Below are 20,003 nucleotides of genomic sequence, written 5' to 3'. Positions count from 1 at the left end.
AATACTTGGAAACACTTATCAGAGCCGTTTTACGGCCGTTTTACCGCAATTTAATGAAAAAAACCGGGCCTGAAATGGCCCGGCCTTGCACAGTTCGTGAGTATTCCTCAGGAGGCGTGTCCATTTTGCACCAAAGTCTGGTAAATCTGGTCTTTCAGGTGTGCCCGTTTTTGCTTCAAACGATGGAGCTTGTCATCTCCAATTGGCGCATCACGCCTTTCCAGCCCCTCTATTTCCTGGTCCAGCTCTGAGTATTGCTTGAACTTGTCCCCGAACTTGGGGTCATTGGTTTTCAACTGATCAATCAGATCGCTGTACTGAGGAAACTCTTCGTGAAGCTCGTGACTGGAAATTCCCATAACGGTGCTCTCCTCTCCGATTCTGAGTTTGGTTCGGTGGCTTCTTTATAATAGCTGAGGCTGCCATTTTCGGGGGGCCTTTGACAAATCGCTAATAACGCTCTGTGCTTGGTGGGTATAGCATGGGTTTACGAAACACAGCCATAGCTCGGGACACGCACGAATGACGTTTGCACGAATTGCCGGCACTGGTTCTTACCTGCCTGAGAATATCGTTACTAATCAGGACCTCGAAAAGATGGTCGATACCACCGACCAATGGATTCGGGAACGCACCGGCATTGAACGTCGACACATTGCCGTGGAAGGTCAGACCACTGTTGATCTGGCCGAGCCTGCCGCCCGTCGCGCAATTGAAGCCGCCGGCATTGAGCCTGGCGATATCGATCTGATCGTCTTTGCCACCTCGACGCCCGACAAAATTTTCCCAAGCTGCGCTTGTATCCTGCAGGCGCGCCTCGGCATCCATGGCTGCCCTGCCTTTGACATCCAGGCGGTATGCAGTGGCTTTGTCTATGCGTTGGCTACCGCGGAAAAGTTCATCAAGAGCGGAACCAGTAAAAAAGCCCTGGTGATTGGCGCCGAGGTGTTCTCACGCATTATCAACTGGGAAGACCGCGGCACCTGCGTTCTGTTCGGCGATGGCGCCGGGGCAGTGGTGCTGGAGGCCAATGAGGAAACCGGCATTCTGTCCACCCATATCCACGCCGACGGACAATACGAAGACCTGCTCCATGTGCCCTGCGGCATTGCCGACGGCTACGACCAGGTGAAAGCCGGTAAGGCCTTTGTGGAAATGAAGGGCAACGAAGTCTTCAAGGTAGCCGTCAACACCCTCGGGAAGATCGTCGACGAAACCCTTAACGCCAATCAGATGCAGAAATCCGACGTCGACTGGCTGGTGCCCCATCAGGCCAATCTCAGAATCATCTCGGCGACTGCGAAGAAGCTCAACATGTCGATGGATCGCGTGGTGGTGACCGTCCACGAACACGGCAACACCTCCGCCGCCTCCATTCCGCTCGCTCTTGACGTTGCGGTTCGCGATGGACGCATTCAGCGTAATGAGGTCCTGCTGCTGGAAGCCTTTGGCGGGGGATTCACCTGGGGTTCGGCACTGCTGCGTTACTGAGTTACGCCCGGCACACCTGGTTTCGACCGGACTCCTTGGCCTCGTAAAGTGCCTCATCGGCGCGGTGCAGCAGGTCGGTCAGGTTCTGATGCCAGGTCTGCGGGGTTAACACCGCGATGCCCACGCTGACGGTCACCACCTCGGCCACCGTTGAGGCATCGTGAGGGATTTTCAGCGCTTCAATTGCCTGGCGACACGTCTCGGCAACCTCGGTACCATCAGCGGTATCCGGCAGTACAAGGGCAAACTCTTCCCCACCGTAACGCGCAGCCAGATCCGCCGGCCGATGCACGACGTTGCCTAGCGCATCCGCCACCTGCTTCAAACAGGCATCGCCGGCCGGGTGTCCGTAGTGATCGTTGTATTCCTTGAACTGGTCGATATCCAGCATCACGAGTGTCAGCGCCGTTCCCTGCCTTACAGCCCGGCGATACTCCCGTTCCAGGTACGCGTCAAACTGTCGACGATTGGCAAGCCCGGTCAATGAATCCGTAAGGGAAATTTTCTCCAGCTTCGCCTTGGCCTCGCGAAGCTCAGTGTTCCTGCGATCGCTCAGCAGGACATACCCGAAGACCAGCCCCGATAGCACGATACCCACCGAGCTGACGAAAAATGGAAAGGCACCTCGCCTGCTTTCATAAAAGTTGATGGACGGCACTGCCTCTACTACCCACTGGCGACCGGCAATATCAAACACCGGTGATTCGTACCTACCCTCTGAATGCCAGTTTTGATCCGCCGAGTTTTCGGTACTGAAAAGCAAAACCTTATCGGAGCCCGAGCGATCATAGACTTCAAACAGGATGTCCTCGTGCAGCTCTTCACCGATCGCCTGATTCACCAGCTCGCCAACCCGGAAGACACCGTTGATAAATCCGTAGTGCTGCACGCCGTCATTGAACGCGCCAATGTCGTTTGGCTCCCGATATAGCGGTGCAAACACCAGAAATCCTTTCTGGTTATCCGGTTCCTGCACCAGGCGAATACCGGCAGTGGCAGCAATATTGCCGGAATCCCTGGCCGCTAGTAGCGCGGACAAACGTAAGGTTTCGCTGGCAAGGTCATAACCCAGGGCGGAACGATTTTCAGACAAGGGTTCAATGAACTGAACCGGAACGTACCAGGGCCGCTCCTGTGCCTGCCGAAGGCCGGTTCCAGCGACTTCCATGATCACAAAGTTGACGAATTCATCACGCTGGCGAAGCGTAAATGCGGGCACATCAGCGCGCAGAACCAGTGGCGCCCAGGCAAAGGCCTGAATCGCAGGCGAGCGCTCAAGAATTCTGCGCGTGAGTACTGCAAAGCGCTGGGACGTCATCTCGGGCAGGACGGCAACTGCATCCTTGAGCGCATTCAGGATCTCAAGGTTGAGCACAACTTCACGTTCGAACACCGCCGACAACTGGGCGATGTCGGCCTCAAATTCCTGGTCAATGGCGCGGGTTTCTTCGGTGTACAAAGTGCGGCCCAATACAAGGCTAAGGCCGATCCCTGCGATAAGAGCGACTACAGCCCACCATAATTTGCTCGATTTGGTCATCAAAGCTTCACTTCACTGAACACAATACACGCCAAAACCATAAGTCGCCGGGCCCCCGCCCAATACCAAATTCAACAGTGGACTCTACGTTTTAACTCTAGAACGGGATGTGAGTTTTTGTAACCGATAAATAGAGGGTTCAACCGAAAACTTTATTGTCGCGACCGGCCCACTTCCGTTACACTGTCTTTTTATACAGTATCACGCATTCACTGCGAGGAGTGACCATGGCGGTACAAGCAGTCTATTTTTCCGAGAGGGACGGCCTTGATATGGCGCTTAAACATCCTGACACCATGCTCTTTACGTCTAAAGCCGATGCAGATGCTCGGGATAAGATTTTGGAGCTGGCGGAAGAAATACAGGTATTTCTAAGCCGGAAAGTTGAAGGTTTGAGCGATGATCAGGCAGAGCAATGTGCCATGGCCATTGCCGAAGAGCGCGATTTGTTTCAGAAGGCCCTGAAAAAGCCGGAACTGCTGAACGCGAACGAACAGGACTAAAAAGCAAACGGCGGCCTTTTCCCCTTTCCAAAAAAGGCTGCCAGCAATCTCTCCCCGAAATGACTGCCGATCATTCCCCATTGGTCGATCTGACTACCCCCGCTGGTAAAAGAAGTCATCCAACCAACTTGAACAGCCCCGTATACTCGAAGTCAAACAACTCAAACAATAAACGTATCGGGCCCCATTCATGACCAGATCCAATACCGCTTCGTACCCGTCCATTATCATCATTGGTGCTGGTTTTGGGGGGCTGGGAATGGCCATCAAACTCAGACAAATGGGAATCGACGCCTTCACAGTGCTTGAGAAAAGCTCACGTGTAGGCGGCACCTGGCGCGATAACACCTACCCGGGCGCCGCCTGCGATGTTCAGTCCCACTTCTACTCCTACTCCTTTGAACCTAAACACGACTGGACCCGAAAATTCGGACTCCAGCACGAAATCCTTGGGTACATGGAGCATTGCGTTGAAAAATACGCGTTGTCGAACCACATCCGTTTCAACTGCACGGTCACCGAGGCCCGTTTCGACGATACCCGCAATCAATGGAAGGTTGAGTTAGCCAATGGCGAGGAACTGACGGCCAATGTGGTGATCACAGCCACCGGTCAACTGAATCAGCCCGCCTGGCCCCGAATTGAAGGCATGGATCGGTTTGCAGGAAAGCTGTTTCATTCCGCCCGCTGGGACCACAGTTACGACTTTTCCAACAAACGAGTCGCGGTGATTGGCACCGGCGCCAGTGCCATCCAATTTGTCCCGGAACTGGCGAAAACAGTGAAATCCCTGAATCTGTTTCAACGTTCAGCCCCCTGGGTGCTTCCCAAACCTGACCGGCCGTTCAGGCGTTGGGAGCAATCACTTTTCCGTGCCGTACCGGCTTGGGACCGCCTCTACCGTTATCTGATCTATTGGAAGAACGAAAGCCGGGCCCTGGCCTTTACCAAGTTCAACGGCTTGTTGGAAATCTTCGCCCGCCAGGCCCGTCGTGAGGCCAGGAAACACGTGACTGATCAGGATAAACTGCAACACGTGATTCCCGATTACCAGATCGGCTGCAAACGTATCCTGATTTCCAATGATTGGTATCCAGCCATCAACCAGGCCAATGTCCGACTGGTGACCGACCCTATCGATCACATTGATACTGACGGTGTCGTCACCCGCGACGGTGAACACTACCCGGTCGACGCCATTGTTTGCGGCACCGGATTCAAGGCTTCGGATTTTCTGGCGCCGATGAAAATTATTGGTCGCGCTGGCATGAGCCTCAACAAAGCGTGGGAAGGCGGGGCGTCGGCCTTCAAGGGCATGACCATTAGCGGCTTTCCCAACCTGTTCATGCTCTATGGCCCGAACACCAACCTTGCCCACAACTCCATTGTGTTCATGCTCGAATCCCAGATTCGCTACGTCCTGGATGCCCTGGAGGCACTGAAAAAATACCCCGGTTCGGCCATGGATGTCCGACAGGATCGGCAGGAGCGGTTTTCTTCGTTTGTTCAGGAAGGCTTGGAGAACAGCGTCTGGAGCTCTGGCTGTACTTCCTGGTATCTGGATGCCAACGGCAAAAATACGGTGAACTGGCCCGGATTCACCTTCACCTACCGGCTGGCCACCCGCCGAGTGGACACCGCCGATTACCAGTTTATCGACCCGCCCCGAAACGCCTGAGCGTAACCACTAGCCTCAGTATTCCGCTCAAGTATTGACGGCGGCTTGCAGTCGAACATAATTCATAGGATGATTGGGCCATTGGTCATAGGATGATTCACACATGCTCGAGAAAATACGCAAAGGCTCGCTGGTTGATACCGCCATCGAAAGTCTCAGACAAGCCATCGAATCCGAACACTGGCCCCTTGGCAGCAAGCTGCCGGTGGAGTCCGAGCTGTCGGAAGCGCTGGGCGTGAGCAGAAACACCGTGCGTGAAGCGGTTCGGGTTCTGGTTCATGTGGGAATACTGGAAACACGCCAGGGTGATGGCACCTACGTTCGCTCTACCCGCGACGCTGGCGAAACCCTGAGAAGGATTAGCAGGACTCACCTCGCCGACCAGCTGGAAGTGCGCCTGATGCTCGAGACCGAGGCCGCCAAACTCGCAGCCACGCGACGGACCGATCGGGACTTGCGTGTGATGGACGAGGCGCTGGACGCCCGCGCCAAAGCGGGTGCATCGGTGGCGGATCGGGTTCGACACGATCAAGCGTTTCATCATGGCCTTGTGGCGGCATCCCATAACTCCGCCCTTTCTGAGCTCTACGATTACTTTTCCCATGGCATTCGGGAGACCATCGAGCGCACGGAAACTGAAGCCGATTTGCCTGAGCCCTCCCAGGAAGACCATGAACTGTTGCTGGCCGCCGTTCGTCGCCGGGACCCAGTGAAAGCAGAACAACTGGCCAGAGCTCTACTTCAACCCAGCCTTCAGGCCTTGCAAGGCCGGGAATCCTGATTCATGAAGTTCAAGATCGACACCTTTACCCTATTGTTACTTGGCGCCATCGTTCTTGCCTCGGCGCTGCCAGCCACCGGCGATATTGGTGAGGCATTGGCAACGGCCGGAACCATTGCGGTTGCCCTGCTGTTTTTCTTCCATGGTGCCGCGCTGTCACGGGAGCAAATCGTTGCGGGCGCCACACACTGGCGGTTGCACATCCTTATTACCGCGATGACCTTTGTGTTCTTCCCGCTGGTGGTTCTGCCGATCAACGGCCTGAGTGACCTGGCGCCATCCTGGATGCCGAAAGATTTGGGACTGGGCTTTCTTTACCTGGGCGTGCTGCCCTCGGCGGTGTCGTCTTCCATCGCCTATACGGCACTGGCCCGGGGCAATGTTCCTGCCGCCATCTGCAGCGCCGCGGCCTCCAATGTGTTCGGGATGATGCTAACGCCATTCCTGCTATTGCTTTTGGTGAGCACCTCGGGCGCCAGTGATTTCTCCATTGCTGAGGCACTCAAGGACATCATGTTGCAACTGTTTCTACCCTTCGCTGTAGGCCATGCCCTGCGACCTTTACTGGGTGGCTTTCTGGGTCGCAATGAGGGGTTGATGGCGCGTTACGACAAATGCGTGATCTGGCTGATTGTCTATTCGGCGTTTTCACATTCCGTGGAAAGTGGTTTGTGGCAGAACCTGCCGGCGAAAGCGATCATCCTCACCATTGTTCTGTGTATCGCTCTGCTGATTCTATTCATGGTTATTGCGCGGCTACTTGTACGGCATTTCGGTTTCAGTCTGCAGGATGAAGCGGCGGTTGTGTTTTGCGGGTCTAAGAAGAGTCTTGCTTCTGGTTTGCCGATGGCGAAAGTGCTTTTCTCAGGCCATCCGGGCTTTGGAATGATCGTATTGCCGATCATGTGCTACAACCAGATCCAGGTGATTCTTGGGGCTATTCTGGCCCAGCGCTACCGGGCCAAAATGGATTCGCTAGACGGCACAGCGGAGGATTAACCTCCTCCACCCATGCCACCAAACAGACTGGCAAGAATCGCCAGACCAACGATCCAGCCGATCACCGCCGGCCAGAAGTTAACCAGTTGAGGGGGCTGATCTGCTTCCTCGGCGTCCGTCTCCGCACTACCGGCTTGCGGTTCTTCCGCTTGCACGGCAATGTCCTGCAGACTGGCCCATTCGAACCAGTCTCCCAGAAACTGAGCCACCGGTGCCGGCAAGCTACCATTTTCAGCCATAGGGCGAACCTGCGGCTCAAGCTTACGGGCAATTTCCCGCCGCACCGGCGCCTGGTCTGCGGGTGGTTCACAGAGGATTGCCTTCCAGATCCCAACATCCCGACTTCGTCCTGAATCATTCAGCAAAGCGTTGATCTGAATCACCACTTCGCGAACAATCTGACCCTCATTGGCATCCAGGGCGCGATCGGATTCCGGTGCCTGATCGACAACCGGAGCTTGCGGTGCCTCGGGCTTCGGTGCGCCACCGGTGGCTTCCCGAAACGCACGGTCCAGTTTTTCAGCTTCTTCGCCCGAGGCAAACTTCAGCTGCTGCTCGTAGGCCAGCTGAATTCGTTGGTGGTCTTCCGTCGGCTCAATTCCCAGTACTTCCCAGCAATTCATAAAGCTGCAGCTCCCAGCTCTCAGATTCATTACATTTTTGAGAGACAAACCGTGTGTAGTCCCCTACGATAGACCAAAACATAATCGCGGTGTGCCCCCTCTTTGGCTTGGCAGAGTATAGATCCTCACCCATGACCAGTTCGACAACAACGTCACCAAAAAAGCTATCCCTGGCTGTCAGCGCCGCCAGTTGCACGCTTTTCCTGTTTTTTACCCTACCTGCCTTGGCCTGGGGACAGACTGAAGAACCCGAGCTATACCCGGAATTCCTGACCGAGGACGGGGAACAATCGCAGATCCCGGAGGTACTGACGACCACACGATTGCGCCAATCAAAGCTCAAAGTACCGGGCACCACCACCATTATTACCGGCGATATGATTCGTGACCTCGGCATCATGAATCTGGTGGAAGTGTTCCGACTTGTACCCGGCATGGTGGTCGGCGAGTACGGTAGCAACAATCAGGTCACCAGCTACCACGGCACCTCTCAGTACGAACAACGACGACTTCAGGTTCAGATTGACGGCCGAACGGCCTACCGCGCTAGCCTATCTGACGTTGACTGGATTGCAATGCCAGTTGCACTCGAAAACATTGAGCGGATCGAGGTCAGCCGTGGCCCGAATGCTGCCGCCTATGGTATCAATGCCTTTCTCGGCAGTATAAACATTATAACTCGCTCCCCCTACGACACCGCGGGCGCCGAAGCATACACCTCAATAGGCTCGCGGGGCCACCTGCGCACCTTTTCCTCAGTCGGTGACAGCACGGAAGATGGCAGCTGGCGCCTATCCTATGAGAAACGCAAATCTGACGGGTTCGACCGGCAGAAGGATGACGAGAAAGAGGACTTTCACGACGGCTTCGACATCAACAACGTCAACTTTGACAGCCTGCTGGCCATCGACAACATCCATTCAATCGACTTCCGGGCCGGCGTGGTCGACGGCGTAAATGAAGAGGACAGTGAGAAGTCTGGAAAGCTGGAATCGACCACCAATCCAGACATCATTCTAGACAACTACTATCTGCAAACCCGTTTCAACGGCGCCATTTCCGACAGCCACTTTTATCACCTTCAGGCCACCTATCAGAACCAGCGGCGGCGGCAGCGATGGTCAGTCTCTGTGCCTGCCGGCGAGTTTATTCAATTGCTGCCCCCGGGAGCGCCGTTCCCGACGGATCAAGGCCCCTTTGTGGCTGACCTCAATGAGGATGCAGAAGAATCCCGTCTCGAATTCGAGCTGCAAAACACCATCATTTTTAACCCCGAGTTCAAACTGGTGTCTGGCCTTGGTTATCGCAAAGACACTTTTGACTCCGAGACCTTCTTTAATGGCCGCGGTAACAATTATCAGAGTCGGGTATTCGCCAATGCTGAGTACTCGCCCTTCAATTGGGTCACTTTTAACGCTGGCGGCAATTGGGAGACAACCACCACGACCGACGAGGGGTATTTTTCGCCGAGGGTGGCCACCAATTTCATCATCAATGACAACCACGCCGTTCGCTTCGTCTTCTCCCGAGCCGTGCGAACCCCGGATGCCTTTGAGCAAGACCCGGATTGGTCCTACCGGCCGCGCAATGTGCAGCCGCCATTCGAGGCCTTGGAGGGCACTCGTTTCGAGGTTAAGGACCTGGTAGACCAGACCACCTCCACGTTTGGCGAGGAACTGGAAGAAGAAACCATTACCTCTCGCGAGATCAGTTATTTCGGGCAGTACCACCTGGACTCGGCCCTGATGAGCGTTGAAGTACGGTATTTCAATGACTATCTTCGGGATATGATCAGCGGAGTGATCAACGAAGAAGACTGGTACATCGACAACAACGTCGCAGTAGACCAGGAAGGTGTGGAGTTCGAAGGTTCACTGGAGTTCTCAGGCACGCTTTTGCGCGCCACTTACGCCTATCTCGACCAGGACAGTCGCTATACAGGCGATCCCGACAAGCTGCCACCCAGCACCCAATCCAGAGCCGTAGCTCTCATGGGGCGACTTTCCGCTCGCCATTCAGGGAGCGTGGTATGGATCCAGGAACTTCCCTGGTCGCTGACTTCCTCCGCAGCTTTCTATCTCACACACGAAGTGCGGAAAACTCGTTTCAAGCGTGCTGATTTCCGACTGGCCCGCCGGATAGACCGGCCTAATTTCAGCTATGAACTCGCATTCACCATGCAGCATTACATCAATATGGAGCCGTGGATGAGCCCCGACAACATCATTGATGAACCTAATCAGTATTTCGTTGAGGCCGGAATTCGCTTCTGAACATTGACCAAGGAAAGTATGTAACCCAGGATGGTATGACTCCATATAACCTAGTTAGATGGCGAAGCTTGCTGCACCCGACCCGCCACACGTTCAGGCGAGCCGTGTGTATCCTTTTAGGTCTTGTTTTCCTGGTGTCGGCACACGGCCAGGAAACGCCCGACCGCCTCGTATATCTGGCCGGATCCGGTAGTACCGCCCTGGATCAGCACATTCAGTCGTTACTCACCGACCAATTGAGGAGTGATGTCACCCTTACCCCGATTTCCGACGATCAGATCCCAATGATCAAGAATACCCCCATTGTTTCCATCGGCCCTGCGGCATTCTCCCGAGTGCGTCAGGCCAATCGTTCGATACCCATTCTGGCCATGCTGGTGAACAAATCGTTCATCGAAGGTTTTGCAGCCAGAAACCCTGGGCAAATTTCCGGCGTCTTTTACGACGTTCCACTGCTGCGCCAAGCCCTGACCGGAAAGGCGATATTGCCGCAGGCCAACACGGTGGCAATCCTGGCTACCACCGCGTCGGTAGAGCTTTACGAACCCTTGATTGACGAACTTCCCGCCCATGGGATGAGTGCACGGGTTTTCATCGTCGACAATGAAGACGACCTGATTCCCTCACTGGTAAGAGCACTTCGCTACGGTGACTTTCTGCTCGCCGCGCCTGACGACGCCATCTACAACCCCCGCACCATCAAACACATCCTGCTGACCGCGTACCGACGCAACAAGATCGTTATTGGCCCAAGTCAGGCGTACGTTAAGGCGGGTTCGTTGGCCTCAAGCTACGCGCCCTTTGCAGAGATGGCGGCTCTTGGGGCCAATATGATTGAACAGTATTTTGCTGCGGGCGAATTTCCCGCCCCGGCGTACCCGCAAATCTATCGCATTGAGGTTAATGATCAGGTTGCTCGCTCGATGAATATCCCGGTTCCTGAGCGAGCATTCTTGAACCAGACCATACAACAGGAACTCACCGAAAGTGGGGAGGCGCAGGATGACTAATCCAGCGATGGCTCGTCCGACCCTCACTCGTAAGCTCCTGCTACTCGGCGCCCTACCTGCGATCGTAATGTTTATCGTGTTGATTGCATTTTTTACCTCGGCTCGACTGCAGGATGCCCGCCAGCAGTTGTCCGACAGCAGTCAGATGTTTGCGGACAGCCTGGCGCCGGTTCTGGAGTACGCTGTGGTTTCCGGCAATAGTCAGGCCCTTGAGCAAGTTTTGTTAAAAGCACTGAAACGAAGCAAAGCAGACTGGATTGAGGTAACCAATGTCTCGGGTGACCCGATCGGCTTTGTCGCAACCGATTCAACCAGCATCCCGATTAATCCTGGTATTTACGACGTTTTTGACACGGAGATATTGCAACAACCCCTGGACCTGGATTCCGGGCGGACTACCGAGTGGTTCACGCCGGAGTCGGGGCTTCGGGCAAGTGCGTTGCGAGTGGGTACGGTTCACGTTGGGGTCAGCCGGGATCTGTTGGCGGACCGGCAAAGGGACATTGTCTGGACTTCGCTGGCGGTGGGAGCCTCGCTCCTACTGTTCACGATGCTGATAATGCAGCACCATCTGAACACCATACTGAACCCCGTTCGACAGTTATCTGGCCGGATTTCGCGCTTGATCAATCGGGACTATGCCAAAGGCCCTACTGGCAATAGGAGTAGCGCCCAGGAAGTTGCCGACATTGAGCAACAACTGAATGAACTGGCAACCCACCTGGCAAACCTCGAGACTTCCCGGGAACAAACCCTGGCTGCCTCAGAGAGCGCACGCCAGAAAGCAGAATCGGCCAATCAGGCGAAGTCGGAATTTCTGGCAACCATGAGCCATGAACTGCGCACGCCGCTCAATGGTGTGCTGGGTATGATCGACCTGGTTCAGGAGGACCCTCTGACACCCCGTCAGCGGGATTACCTGACCACCGCGCGTCAATCCACTGAGGACCTCCTGACGGTTATCAGTGACATCCTCGATTTCTCCCGTATGGAAAGCGGTGTTCTCAAGCTATCCAACCAGGAATTCGATCTTGAGAATCTGATCCGCAACTGCACGGCGACCTACCGTCAGGTCGCGGAGGAACGGGGATTATCACTCAGTGTGAACTTCTTTGGCGATTGGCCCGACAAACCCCTGGTGATAGGGGACGCCCCCAGACTGCGACAAATCATCGCCGGTTTGATCGACAACGCCATCAAGTTCACCAGCGACGGGTCCATTATCATTCAGGCAGGCTGCTTTGGGCTGGAAGACCACTGCATCGTTCTTAACTGCGCGGTAAGTGATTCAGGCTCGGGCATTCCGATAGAAAGACTTCCGGATATTTTCAACTCCTTTGAACAGCTGCAGCACGGCGACGACCGGAGCCATGGCGGAACCGGGCTCGGGCTGGCTCTGGTGCAGCGGCTGGTGGAGCTGATGGGTGGCCACATTAAAGTCGAAACAGACCTTGGAAGAGGCTCGTCTTTTCGGTTTGAACTGCCATTTGAGCTTGCAGCCAGTGCTGACGCCCCACCCCACGACAGCCATTCGACCAGAGAGCCAAGGTCTGGTGTGGCCCACGCCCTGGTTGTAGAGGACAACCTTGTTAACCAGCGCGTGGCAAAAGCCATGTTAACCAAATTGGGTTACCAGGCGGATGCGGCGAACAATGGAAAAGATGCCCTTCAAATGATTCGCAACAATCACAGGGGGTACGACGTGATTTTGATGGACTGCCAGATGCCTGTGATGGACGGCTACGAAACCACCCGTCGCATTCGCGAGTGGGAGCAAAGCAGCGGGCGCTCGGGAACTCCCATCATTGCACTGACCGCAGACGTATTGCCGGGTACTGACAGAAGCTGCCTGGAAAGTGGCATGAACGATTACGTAGCCAAGCCGGTACGAAAAGAAAAACTAAAAACAGTGTTGGGTCGTTGGATCCCTGACTGAGGACGAGAGTATAAAAAGAGGTAAGCATCGCCCTTCCCTGGGCACTTGAAGCCGTCAGACGACAGCTTCCCTCATGGTGACGAATTCCTCTGCTGAGGTCGGGTGAATGCCCAGGGTTGAGTCGAACTGAGCCTTGGTAGCACCGGCCTTGATAGCCACTGCCAGGCCCTGGGTAATTTCGCCAGCGTCCGGTCCCACCATATGAGCCCCCAACACTTTGTCGGTTTCGTCATCAACCACAAGCTTCATCAGACTGCGTTCATCACGGCCACTCAGAGTGTATTTCATCGGCCGGAATTCGGAACGATAGATACGCAGCGAATGGCCGGCTGAACGGGCTTCATCTTCCGTCCAACCCACGGTGCCGATGTTTGGCTGGCAGAACACCGCCGTCGGAATAGCTGAATAGTCCATATCGCCCTGGCCATCACCGAACAAACGGCGCGACAGGACCATACCCTGGGCCAGAGCCACCGGCGTCAGCTGCGGCGTGCCAATTACATCACCCAGCGCAGTGATGGACGGTACTGCGGTCTGAAAATGATCATCCACCACCACATGCCCGGATTCATTCAGCTCCACGCCCAGCTCGGTTAATCCGAGCCCTTCCACCAGCGCTTTCCGGCCGGTTGCCGCCATCACCAATCCGGTCTGCAGGGTCTCGCCATTGTTCAGATGCACCTGGTATTGATTGCCCTCTGGCTCAACTGAATCGATATTAACCCCAAACCGGAGATCAATACCCTTCTTGCGCATCTCCTGTTCGGTGAACTTGCGAATGTCGGTATCAAAGCCCCGCAAGAACAGGTCGCCGCGATACAGCAAGGTTGTCTCAACGCCAAGCCCTGCCAGAATGCCGGCAAACTCAACGGCTATGTAGCCACCGCCCCAGATTACGGCACGCTTCGGCAACTGCGGCAGGTAGAACATTTCATTGGAGGTGACCACACATTCCTTGCCGGGGATGTCCGGAACCACCGGCCAGCTTCCGGTCGCAACGGTTATATGCTTTGCGGTGTAGGAGGTATCGCCAACCACGACGGTATTGGCATCAGAGAAAGATGCCGTGCCCTCAATGATGGTCACGCCTGCATTCTGCAGCATGCGGCCGTAGATACCGTTCAGCCGCTCGATTTCTGTGTTCTTGTTGGCCACCAGTGTCGGCCAGTCAAACGTTACGCCTGAGGTTGGCACGTTCCAACCGTAACCGGCGGCGTCTTCGAGCTCGTCGTGGACATGCGCGCCATACACAAACAGTTTTTTCGGCACACATCCAACGTTGACGCAAGTGCCGCCCAGATACCGGGATTCAATTACGGCAACGCGGGCACCCCGCTGGGCCGACATCCTTGCCAGGCGAACCCCGCCTGAGCCGGCGCCAATTACAATCAGATCAAAATCATGGTTGTCAGACACAGTGTCTCCTGTAGGTCATTCGAATTCAGTGGCGGCCTTCAGAGGCTGCTTTGCTCTCAGGGTGCACTTCGCGGAACAGAACATGGTCCTCGAAGTCACCGAGCTTAATTTTGCCAAGACTGCGAAACCCCTCGGACTCGTAAAACGGCAAATACCGGCTGTTTCCGGTATCAAGCACCAAGCCACTGCCGCGAGGATTTTCCGCGCAGAGTTTTTCGACGGTTTTTAAAAGCAGGCGGCCGTAGCCACGGTTCTGGTATTTGGGATTCACCCCCATCATCGGCAACTGGTGCGCCAATGGTTGAGGCAGCATGTTCCGGATTTTCTCGTGGTAATCGAGGTAACGCCGAGTCGATGCAAACCCGGTTGTCAGAACCATACGAATACGCCAACTGAATTGATCTGCTAGGTTCATCCGCAATTCCGGATCGCCGATGAACGCGACGGCAACCAGGGTATCGTCGACCATCACGCCGATGGCTTCCTGATCCAGATCGAAATACAGATCAATCAGTTCACGAATGGTCGCCCTAATGCGCTGATCGTAACCCGGGCGCTGATGATCAAACAGATACTGGAACGTAGGCTCCTGCCGGTAAGCATGGTACAGAATGGAGCGCGCCTCATTGGTCGCGGAGCCATCAAGACGCACAATCACGGGTTCTGATTGACTGCTGTTGTCGCTACCGTTAGCCATTCTCACACTCTCCTGCCGGTACTTCCCAATCAGATGGTCAGTGTTAAACGAACAGAAACCCGGCCTGGTTCATCGGCCCGGTCCATAGCGGCTTGATCAATAATCACACCGTTACCGGATTTCAGTCGCTCCAACCAGGCTGCAACCTCGGCAAACGGAGCGTCTTCAAGCCAAACCCGGATGGCATTTTCACCGCTTGGTTCAAACCGTTGCAGTGCCAACCCGGACTCTCGCGCAGAGCGAGTTACCAGCGCCATGAGCGCACGGCCATCCGGCAGGTCCGCGGAGCCTGGGGAGGCGTCGCCACTAGCGCTGCCCAAGCGCTTGATTGTAGCTTCATTAGCTTGCATCCAGGCAAGGAGTTCGGCAGCGTTTTCCCGCTCGGTAGCCGCCGAATCGTGAAAACTGGTGGCCGGACTCCATACTGCGAAATACATCAGCCCTACGAAGACCGCTACCATGAGCACCAGCAATGCCTGTTGATCACGACGGGCCAGTTGGTCGTACTGAGCAATCAGCTTGCCAACCGAGGGCTGGTCTTTGAGTTTCTCAAACATTGCCTTAACCTCCGGAGACCGTCAGTCGGCCACGGGCGCCGCTGGACTCGTTAACCACGGAACCAATTTGAGCTTCCAGCCCCTGATTGGATAAGCCATTTCGAAGCGCACTCAGGCGATCATAGGTGTCCGCACGGACATCCACGACGAGCTCTCCCCGGGATCGGCTGAAATTCACGGAATTGAAGATGACCGACTGGCCTCCGGTGAGCTCCGCGTATTCCTGACCGGTGTATTTCATCAGGGTGATAAAATCCAGATCCGGGCCATCAGAGCCCGCAACTCGCAGTTGACCTTCAATAACTCGGCGAACATTGCCCGCATGGGTGCGCCGATCGCCAGGAAACGCTTCCTGGTAAATGGCCATTGCCCGGTCCTGCAAATCACTGGCTTTGCGCTCGTGATACATCCCCATACCCACTTCCAACGCAATCTGGACCCCGAACCAGACCGCCGCAACAGCGATCAGGGGCCTCCAGGGCTTGAAGGGGCTTGCCGTATCTGACCGGTTGGAAAACCGGTTCTGACAGAGATTAATCGGATGTGATAGGTGATGATGATGGGCATGGGCCAGCAATTCCAGCGGCATCAGCTCAAGAGTTTCCCGACGCACCAGCAACCGGCCCGGCGCCTTGAACTCGCTCACGATGGTCTGCTGGGCATCGAACTCCTGCTCGGTGGCATAAAGGGTCACCGGCACCTCTGCAACGACTTCCTCTGAAGGCGGGACGGCAAGCGTATGAGCGAACATGCCCAGATTGACGGAGTGCATACTTAGCCACTCACCACGATCACTAACCATGAGCGCGATTTCGCCATCCAGACAGACAGACCAGCCGCCTTCCGTGACTGGTAGCAAAGACGCATCCGGGTAGATTGCGTCCAGGCGAACGTGTTCCCAGTTGCTGAACAGACTGACCCAATTGCGCATTCGGTCTTCATCAATGGCAGCCACACGATAGCCATCGTCGGTGTGCCGGCCGAGGGCCAGGTGCACCGAATCAATGTCCTGGGCAATCTGCTCTTCCACGGCGTACGGCAGGGCCTGCTGGATGTATCGGCTTTGCTTGGCCGGAATATCTGCCAGGCAGAACAAGGCCTCATCGCCAGGAATCAGTCCGATCAGCAAGACGTTGTCGAGGGCATTCTGCCCCAGTGTTTGCTCAATTTCCCGCTGGGTATCCCCGGTGCCACGCGCCTGGGTATCGCCGCTGGCATCATGCAGCACCCAGTTATACGAAAACGCCTCAGGGTTCTGCGCGGGGTCGGCCAGTGGAGGCACTGGCCGCACGTATAGGCGATAAGACATGGCTATCCTTCTGAAATGGTGAACGGCTCTTTGGTAATTCGGTTTTTCTGTCCGGTATCCCGTCGAACCGTCCGAATTTCGCCTTCCGGGTTTCTGAAAACGGTGCTGACCATATTCACAACCCGGTCATCGTAGGTAATCCTTGAAACGACTTCAAAAAAGCGCGTTTGCAGCCCAAGCCCTGCTGAAGTTAAACCTAACCCGGCAAATTCTGGTAGCGCGAGAAAGTCCTGGAGGTTCAGAAATGGCTCCTCCTCCCTCTTCTCCAGAATAGCGGCCGCCTGGGCATCCGTCAGCTCCTCACTGAGCGAACGTAGCACCGGTGCGGTGGCGGTGTTCACGTTGATCCCCAGTCCGGATACGGGAAGTGCCGCAACATGGGGCTCTAACGCCTGAAAGCCTTCATATCCCAGACCTTCAATCAGAATTAATTCCGTCACACTGACAAAGGGCTGGTTCCCAGCGCGGTAAGCCTGCTCTGCAGAAAGATATTGACCGTCTTCTGCACCGCTCACGCTAACGGTCTGATCATTCTCGTCGATCCAATCAACCAGCGCATCAACCGTGGCCGGAGAGATTTCGAGCGCAATGAACAATCGCTGCAGCCGTTCTTTGGTCAGAGTGTTGACCTGACCATTGCCAGTCACCAGATCATTCAGGTTAATCCGACCGCCCAAATCATCAATCTGAACCTCGACCACACCGTTTTCATCTAATGGCAATATTGCCGCATTCATGGCCCAGAACTCATCGAGACTGTCGATCATCTCGCCTTCTTCTTTATCGTCCTCGTAATCCCTAACCAGGATTTGTCGGGCAAAGGCCTCCGCACCGAGCGCGATGCTCGTTCCCTGTTGCTGGGCCAAGTAATGCCCGGCCTTGAACACCCGGATGCTCTGTTGCTGGGTCATCCCGGAGGTCAGCATTACCACCAGCGCCATCGCCAGCAATACCATGATCAGGGCCACGCCACGCTCTCTGGACGGAAATGGGCTAATACGGACGTGTTCCATCAGCCACCCTGCCCCTGAGTACCGGGATCCGCCGAATCGTCAGCGCCCTCTTCTGCTTCTGTTTCGCTGGCCGCTTCGTTGGCCTGATTCACCACGCCCTGCGCGTCTTCCGCATTGAAGTCCGGCAGCACAAAGGTGCGCACCAAATCGCCGTAGCGCTCATGCTCCAGGGTGATCTCGATCCCCATGGGAAGTGACGTCTCTGGGCGACTTCCGGGTGACAGGCCCGCCATGGTTTCATCACTCGGCCATTCCGGTTGCCAGGCCCGTTGATCGTTGAGAAAACGCACCTCGAAGTCCAGTACACCCTCCAGCAACAACACGTCTCTACTGGTGTCTTCCTGCCCCTGATCGACCAGCGGCCAATATCGGCGCCGGAGTTCCTCACCGGTGTATTCCCAGGCTACCCGCTGCAGGCCACTGCGGCGTGACCTCAATGGGTTTCGCCAACCCTGCCGGGTCAGCATCAGTGCAAAATCGTCCTCCCGACTGGTCAACGCAACCTTATAATCGCCATACACATCCCGCGCCGGGCGATTTACCACCTGCATCAGATCGCGCTCGAGCAACAACATGGCCCGCTGGAGTCCATCAAACTCCTCAGCCAGTTCGTTCACCCGATCCCGGGACGTGATCACACCGCTTAACACCTGCCACACGCCTAGACCAATCACCGCCGTGATGGTAACGGCGATGAGAACCTCAAGCAGCGTAAAGCCACTCTGCGACCGGGTTGGATGCGGGGGAAGGCTCATCAGTTTTGACCCAGAAACGCTGACAAGGAGTGTACCGGTGCGGGCTCCGCACCCTCGCTGCGGTAACGAGACACTGTCACTTCAATGCGTCTCATGGTTGGCTCTTCAGTGGCCAATACGACGGTGGTCACCTGCCACCTGAAAGGACCGTAGTCGGTATCGCGGGAGTTCTCGGAGATTCCCGGCAGGTTTTCGGCGAGACGCAGCTCATTGATCCGATTATCCGCCAGCCAGGCGGCCAGGGTTTTATCGCGAACTCGTTCGTAGCTGGAGATGTACTGACTCCCCACTTCCGCTGCCGCCGTGGCAATCAGGCCAAACACCAGCAACGCAATCAGAACTTCGATGAGCGTGAAGCCTCTGTGATTGTTCACAAATCTTCCTCGTCATCACCGGGCTTACGCCATTCCAGCTCCGATACACCATCGGACGCCAGGATATGCAGGTAGTCGCTGTTTCTGCCGGCGGTAAACTCAATCTCAAAAGTTGTAGTTTCGCCGCTAGAGAAAAAATATACATCAGGGCCGAACTTGTCCTCTGCCGAGGCCAGTTTAGGGGCATCGCTTTCGATAAACTTTGTCACAACCATCCATTCTGGGAAGCTGCCCGGCCGGAACAACCGTTCTCCGGAGGCTTCCCAGTCACCGGATTCATCTTCATAGGCGACGAACTGATAACCCTCCTCAGTCACCTGCAAACCCAATTCGCGATTATTGAGTATCGCTTGCTCGGAGGCGGTTTGCATCAACAGGTACAGGTCGCGCACTTCGTTCTTCAGCTCCCTTTGCTGGGAGTTTCCGCCAAAGCTGAACACCGCCAGGGATGCCAGCAGCCCGACAATGATCAGGACAACCAGAATTTCCAGCAGTGTGAAACCGGCTTGCCGCGTCCCGAAGCGCACAATCACTTATTCCTTGGTGTTCCAGGCACTGATATCCGCCGCGTCACCTTCACCACCTTCCTGGCCATCGGAGCCGTAGGAATACAGGTCATAGGGCCCTTCGGTACCCGGGCTCACGTACTGGTACTCAGCACCCCAGGGATCCTCCGGAACACTTTTCAGGTAACCATCGGCGTTCCAGTTCTTAGGTTCGGGGCTGCCGCTGGGTTTGGACACCAGTGCTTCCAGACCTTGCTGGGTGGACGGGTACTGGCTGTTATCCAGGCGATACAGGTCCAGCGCGTTGGCAATATTGCTAAGCTGGGTTTCAGCAACCGTGACTTTGGCCTGATCACTCCGGCCCATGATATTAGGCGCCACAATCGCCACCAGAAGCCCCAGAATTACCATCACAACCATGATCTCGATCAGGGTGAAGCCGCGACTGTTGGTGCGCAGGTTCCTATTTCGATTCGTCATTGTTTCGCTCGTCATTGGAATGGAATTCCTTCGTTTTAAGTAGCATTCACGAGCACCTGCCG

General features: G+C 55.5%; 20 protein-coding genes. 8 read left to right on the top strand and 12 right to left on the bottom strand.

The annotated features are described in order from the left end of the window. Positions 1–107 precede the first annotated feature (107 nt). Positions 108–359, bottom strand: coding sequence for an HP1242/YdcH family protein (locus QUE89_RS08290; RefSeq protein WP_203300838.1), 252 nt, complete (start codon positions 357–359; stop codon positions 108–110). 163 nt (positions 360–522) lie between these two features. On the opposite strand from QUE89_RS08290, the gene QUE89_RS08285 reads away from it, so the two are divergent. Then, a complete protein-coding gene (locus tag QUE89_RS08285) occupies positions 523–1,491 on the top strand; it encodes a beta-ketoacyl-ACP synthase III (protein WP_286222724.1) in 969 nt (322 codons plus the stop codon). A gap of 1 nt (position 1,492) precedes the next feature. On the opposite strand, the gene QUE89_RS08280 is transcribed toward QUE89_RS08285, so the two are convergent. After that, positions 1,493–3,031 (bottom strand): CHASE domain-containing protein, encoded by a 1,539-nt coding sequence (locus tag QUE89_RS08280; RefSeq protein WP_286222723.1) that lies wholly within the window; start codon positions 3,029–3,031, stop codon positions 1,493–1,495. Positions 3,032–3,258: 227 nt separating this feature from the next. On the opposite strand from QUE89_RS08280, the gene QUE89_RS08275 reads away from it, so the two are divergent. From QUE89_RS08275 to QUE89_RS08260, 4 genes are all read left to right on the top strand, one after another. After that, positions 3,259–3,534, top strand: a complete 276-nt coding sequence (locus tag QUE89_RS08275; RefSeq protein WP_286222722.1) for a YebG family protein — start codon at positions 3,259–3,261, stop codon at positions 3,532–3,534. 190 nt (positions 3,535–3,724) lie between these two features. Beyond that, on the top strand, positions 3,725–5,212 hold the full coding sequence (locus tag QUE89_RS08270; RefSeq protein ID WP_286222721.1) for a flavin-containing monooxygenase: 1,488 nt from the start codon (positions 3,725–3,727) through the stop codon (positions 5,210–5,212). A 103-nt stretch (positions 5,213–5,315) separates the two neighbouring features. Then, positions 5,316–5,993, top strand: a complete 678-nt coding sequence (locus QUE89_RS08265; RefSeq protein ID WP_286222720.1) for a FadR/GntR family transcriptional regulator — start codon at positions 5,316–5,318, stop codon at positions 5,991–5,993. Positions 5,994–5,996: 3 nt separating this feature from the next. Continuing rightward, a complete protein-coding gene (locus QUE89_RS08260) occupies positions 5,997–6,992 on the top strand; it encodes a bile acid:sodium symporter family protein (protein WP_286222719.1) in 996 nt (331 codons plus the stop codon). Here the strand turns inward: QUE89_RS08260 and QUE89_RS08255 are convergent. After that, entirely contained in the window at positions 6,989–7,615 is a 627-nt protein-coding gene (locus QUE89_RS08255) for a J domain-containing protein (RefSeq protein WP_286222718.1), read from the bottom strand. The two genes, QUE89_RS08260 and QUE89_RS08255, sit on opposite strands and share 4 nt — an antisense overlap. Before the next feature lie 131 nt (positions 7,616–7,746). Here QUE89_RS08255 and QUE89_RS08250 point away from each other — a divergent pair, with 131 nt between their 5' ends. The 3 genes from QUE89_RS08250 to QUE89_RS08240 all read left to right on the top strand — a co-directional run bounded on the left by QUE89_RS08250 (position 7,747) and on the right by QUE89_RS08240 (position 12,834). Continuing rightward, a complete protein-coding gene (locus QUE89_RS08250) occupies positions 7,747–9,888 on the top strand; it encodes a TonB-dependent receptor plug domain-containing protein (RefSeq protein WP_286222717.1) in 2,142 nt (713 codons plus the stop codon). Between the two features lie 134 nt (positions 9,889–10,022). Next, positions 10,023–10,898 (top strand): ABC transporter substrate-binding protein, encoded by an 876-nt coding sequence (locus QUE89_RS08245; RefSeq protein WP_286222716.1) that lies wholly within the window; start codon positions 10,023–10,025, stop codon positions 10,896–10,898. Then, the gene (locus QUE89_RS08240; RefSeq protein WP_286222715.1) at positions 10,891–12,834 is read left to right on the top strand and encodes an ATP-binding protein; all 1,944 of its coding nucleotides are present in this window, start codon (positions 10,891–10,893) and stop codon (positions 12,832–12,834) included. The genes QUE89_RS08245 and QUE89_RS08240 overlap by 8 nt, the downstream gene beginning before the upstream one ends. 54 nt (positions 12,835–12,888) lie before the next feature. Here QUE89_RS08240 and gorA read toward each other — a convergent pair whose 3' ends face one another. The 9 genes from gorA to gspG all read right to left on the bottom strand — a co-directional run bounded on the left by gorA (position 12,889) and on the right by gspG (position 19,941). Beyond that, entirely contained in the window at positions 12,889–14,250 is a 1,362-nt protein-coding gene (gene gorA, locus QUE89_RS08235; protein WP_286222714.1) for a glutathione-disulfide reductase, read from the bottom strand. A gap of 25 nt (positions 14,251–14,275) precedes the next feature. Further along, positions 14,276–14,947: a GNAT family N-acetyltransferase gene (locus QUE89_RS08230; protein WP_286222713.1), complete on the bottom strand. Its 672-nt coding sequence runs from the start codon at positions 14,945–14,947 to the stop codon at positions 14,276–14,278. A 29-nt stretch (positions 14,948–14,976) separates the two neighbouring features. Next, the gene (locus tag QUE89_RS08225; RefSeq protein WP_286222711.1) at positions 14,977–15,504 is read right to left on the bottom strand and encodes a type II secretion system protein M; all 528 of its coding nucleotides are present in this window, start codon (positions 15,502–15,504) and stop codon (positions 14,977–14,979) included. Between the two features lie 4 nt (positions 15,505–15,508). After that, the gene (gspL, locus tag QUE89_RS08220) at positions 15,509–16,813 is read right to left on the bottom strand and encodes a type II secretion system protein GspL (protein WP_286222710.1); all 1,305 of its coding nucleotides are present in this window, start codon (positions 16,811–16,813) and stop codon (positions 15,509–15,511) included. A 2-nt stretch (positions 16,814–16,815) separates the two neighbouring features. Then, on the bottom strand, positions 16,816–17,754 hold the full coding sequence (gene gspK / locus QUE89_RS08215) for a type II secretion system minor pseudopilin GspK (RefSeq protein ID WP_286222847.1): 939 nt from the start codon (positions 17,752–17,754) through the stop codon (positions 16,816–16,818). A 71-nt stretch (positions 17,755–17,825) separates the two neighbouring features. Beyond that, a complete protein-coding gene (gene gspJ, locus QUE89_RS08210) occupies positions 17,826–18,581 on the bottom strand; it encodes a type II secretion system minor pseudopilin GspJ (protein ID WP_286222708.1) in 756 nt (251 codons plus the stop codon). Continuing rightward, on the bottom strand, positions 18,581–18,955 hold the full coding sequence (gene gspI, locus QUE89_RS08205) for a type II secretion system minor pseudopilin GspI (protein ID WP_286222707.1): 375 nt from the start codon (positions 18,953–18,955) through the stop codon (positions 18,581–18,583). Before gspI ends, gspJ begins: the two co-directional genes overlap by 1 nt. Then, positions 18,952–19,488, bottom strand: a complete 537-nt coding sequence (gene gspH / locus QUE89_RS08200; protein WP_434784096.1) for a type II secretion system minor pseudopilin GspH — start codon at positions 19,486–19,488, stop codon at positions 18,952–18,954. The genes gspI and gspH overlap by 4 nt, the downstream gene beginning before the upstream one ends. After that, a complete protein-coding gene (gene gspG / locus QUE89_RS08195; protein ID WP_286222705.1) occupies positions 19,489–19,941 on the bottom strand; it encodes a type II secretion system major pseudopilin GspG in 453 nt (150 codons plus the stop codon). Positions 19,942–20,003 lie beyond the last annotated feature (62 nt).

This window comes from Marinobacter sp. LA51 (assembly GCF_030297175.1).
Classification (GTDB): domain Bacteria; phylum Pseudomonadota; class Gammaproteobacteria; order Pseudomonadales; family Oleiphilaceae; genus Marinobacter; species Marinobacter apostichopi.
Note: the sequence above shows the minus strand (reverse complement) of the source record. Positions and strands in the feature narration are given on the sequence as shown.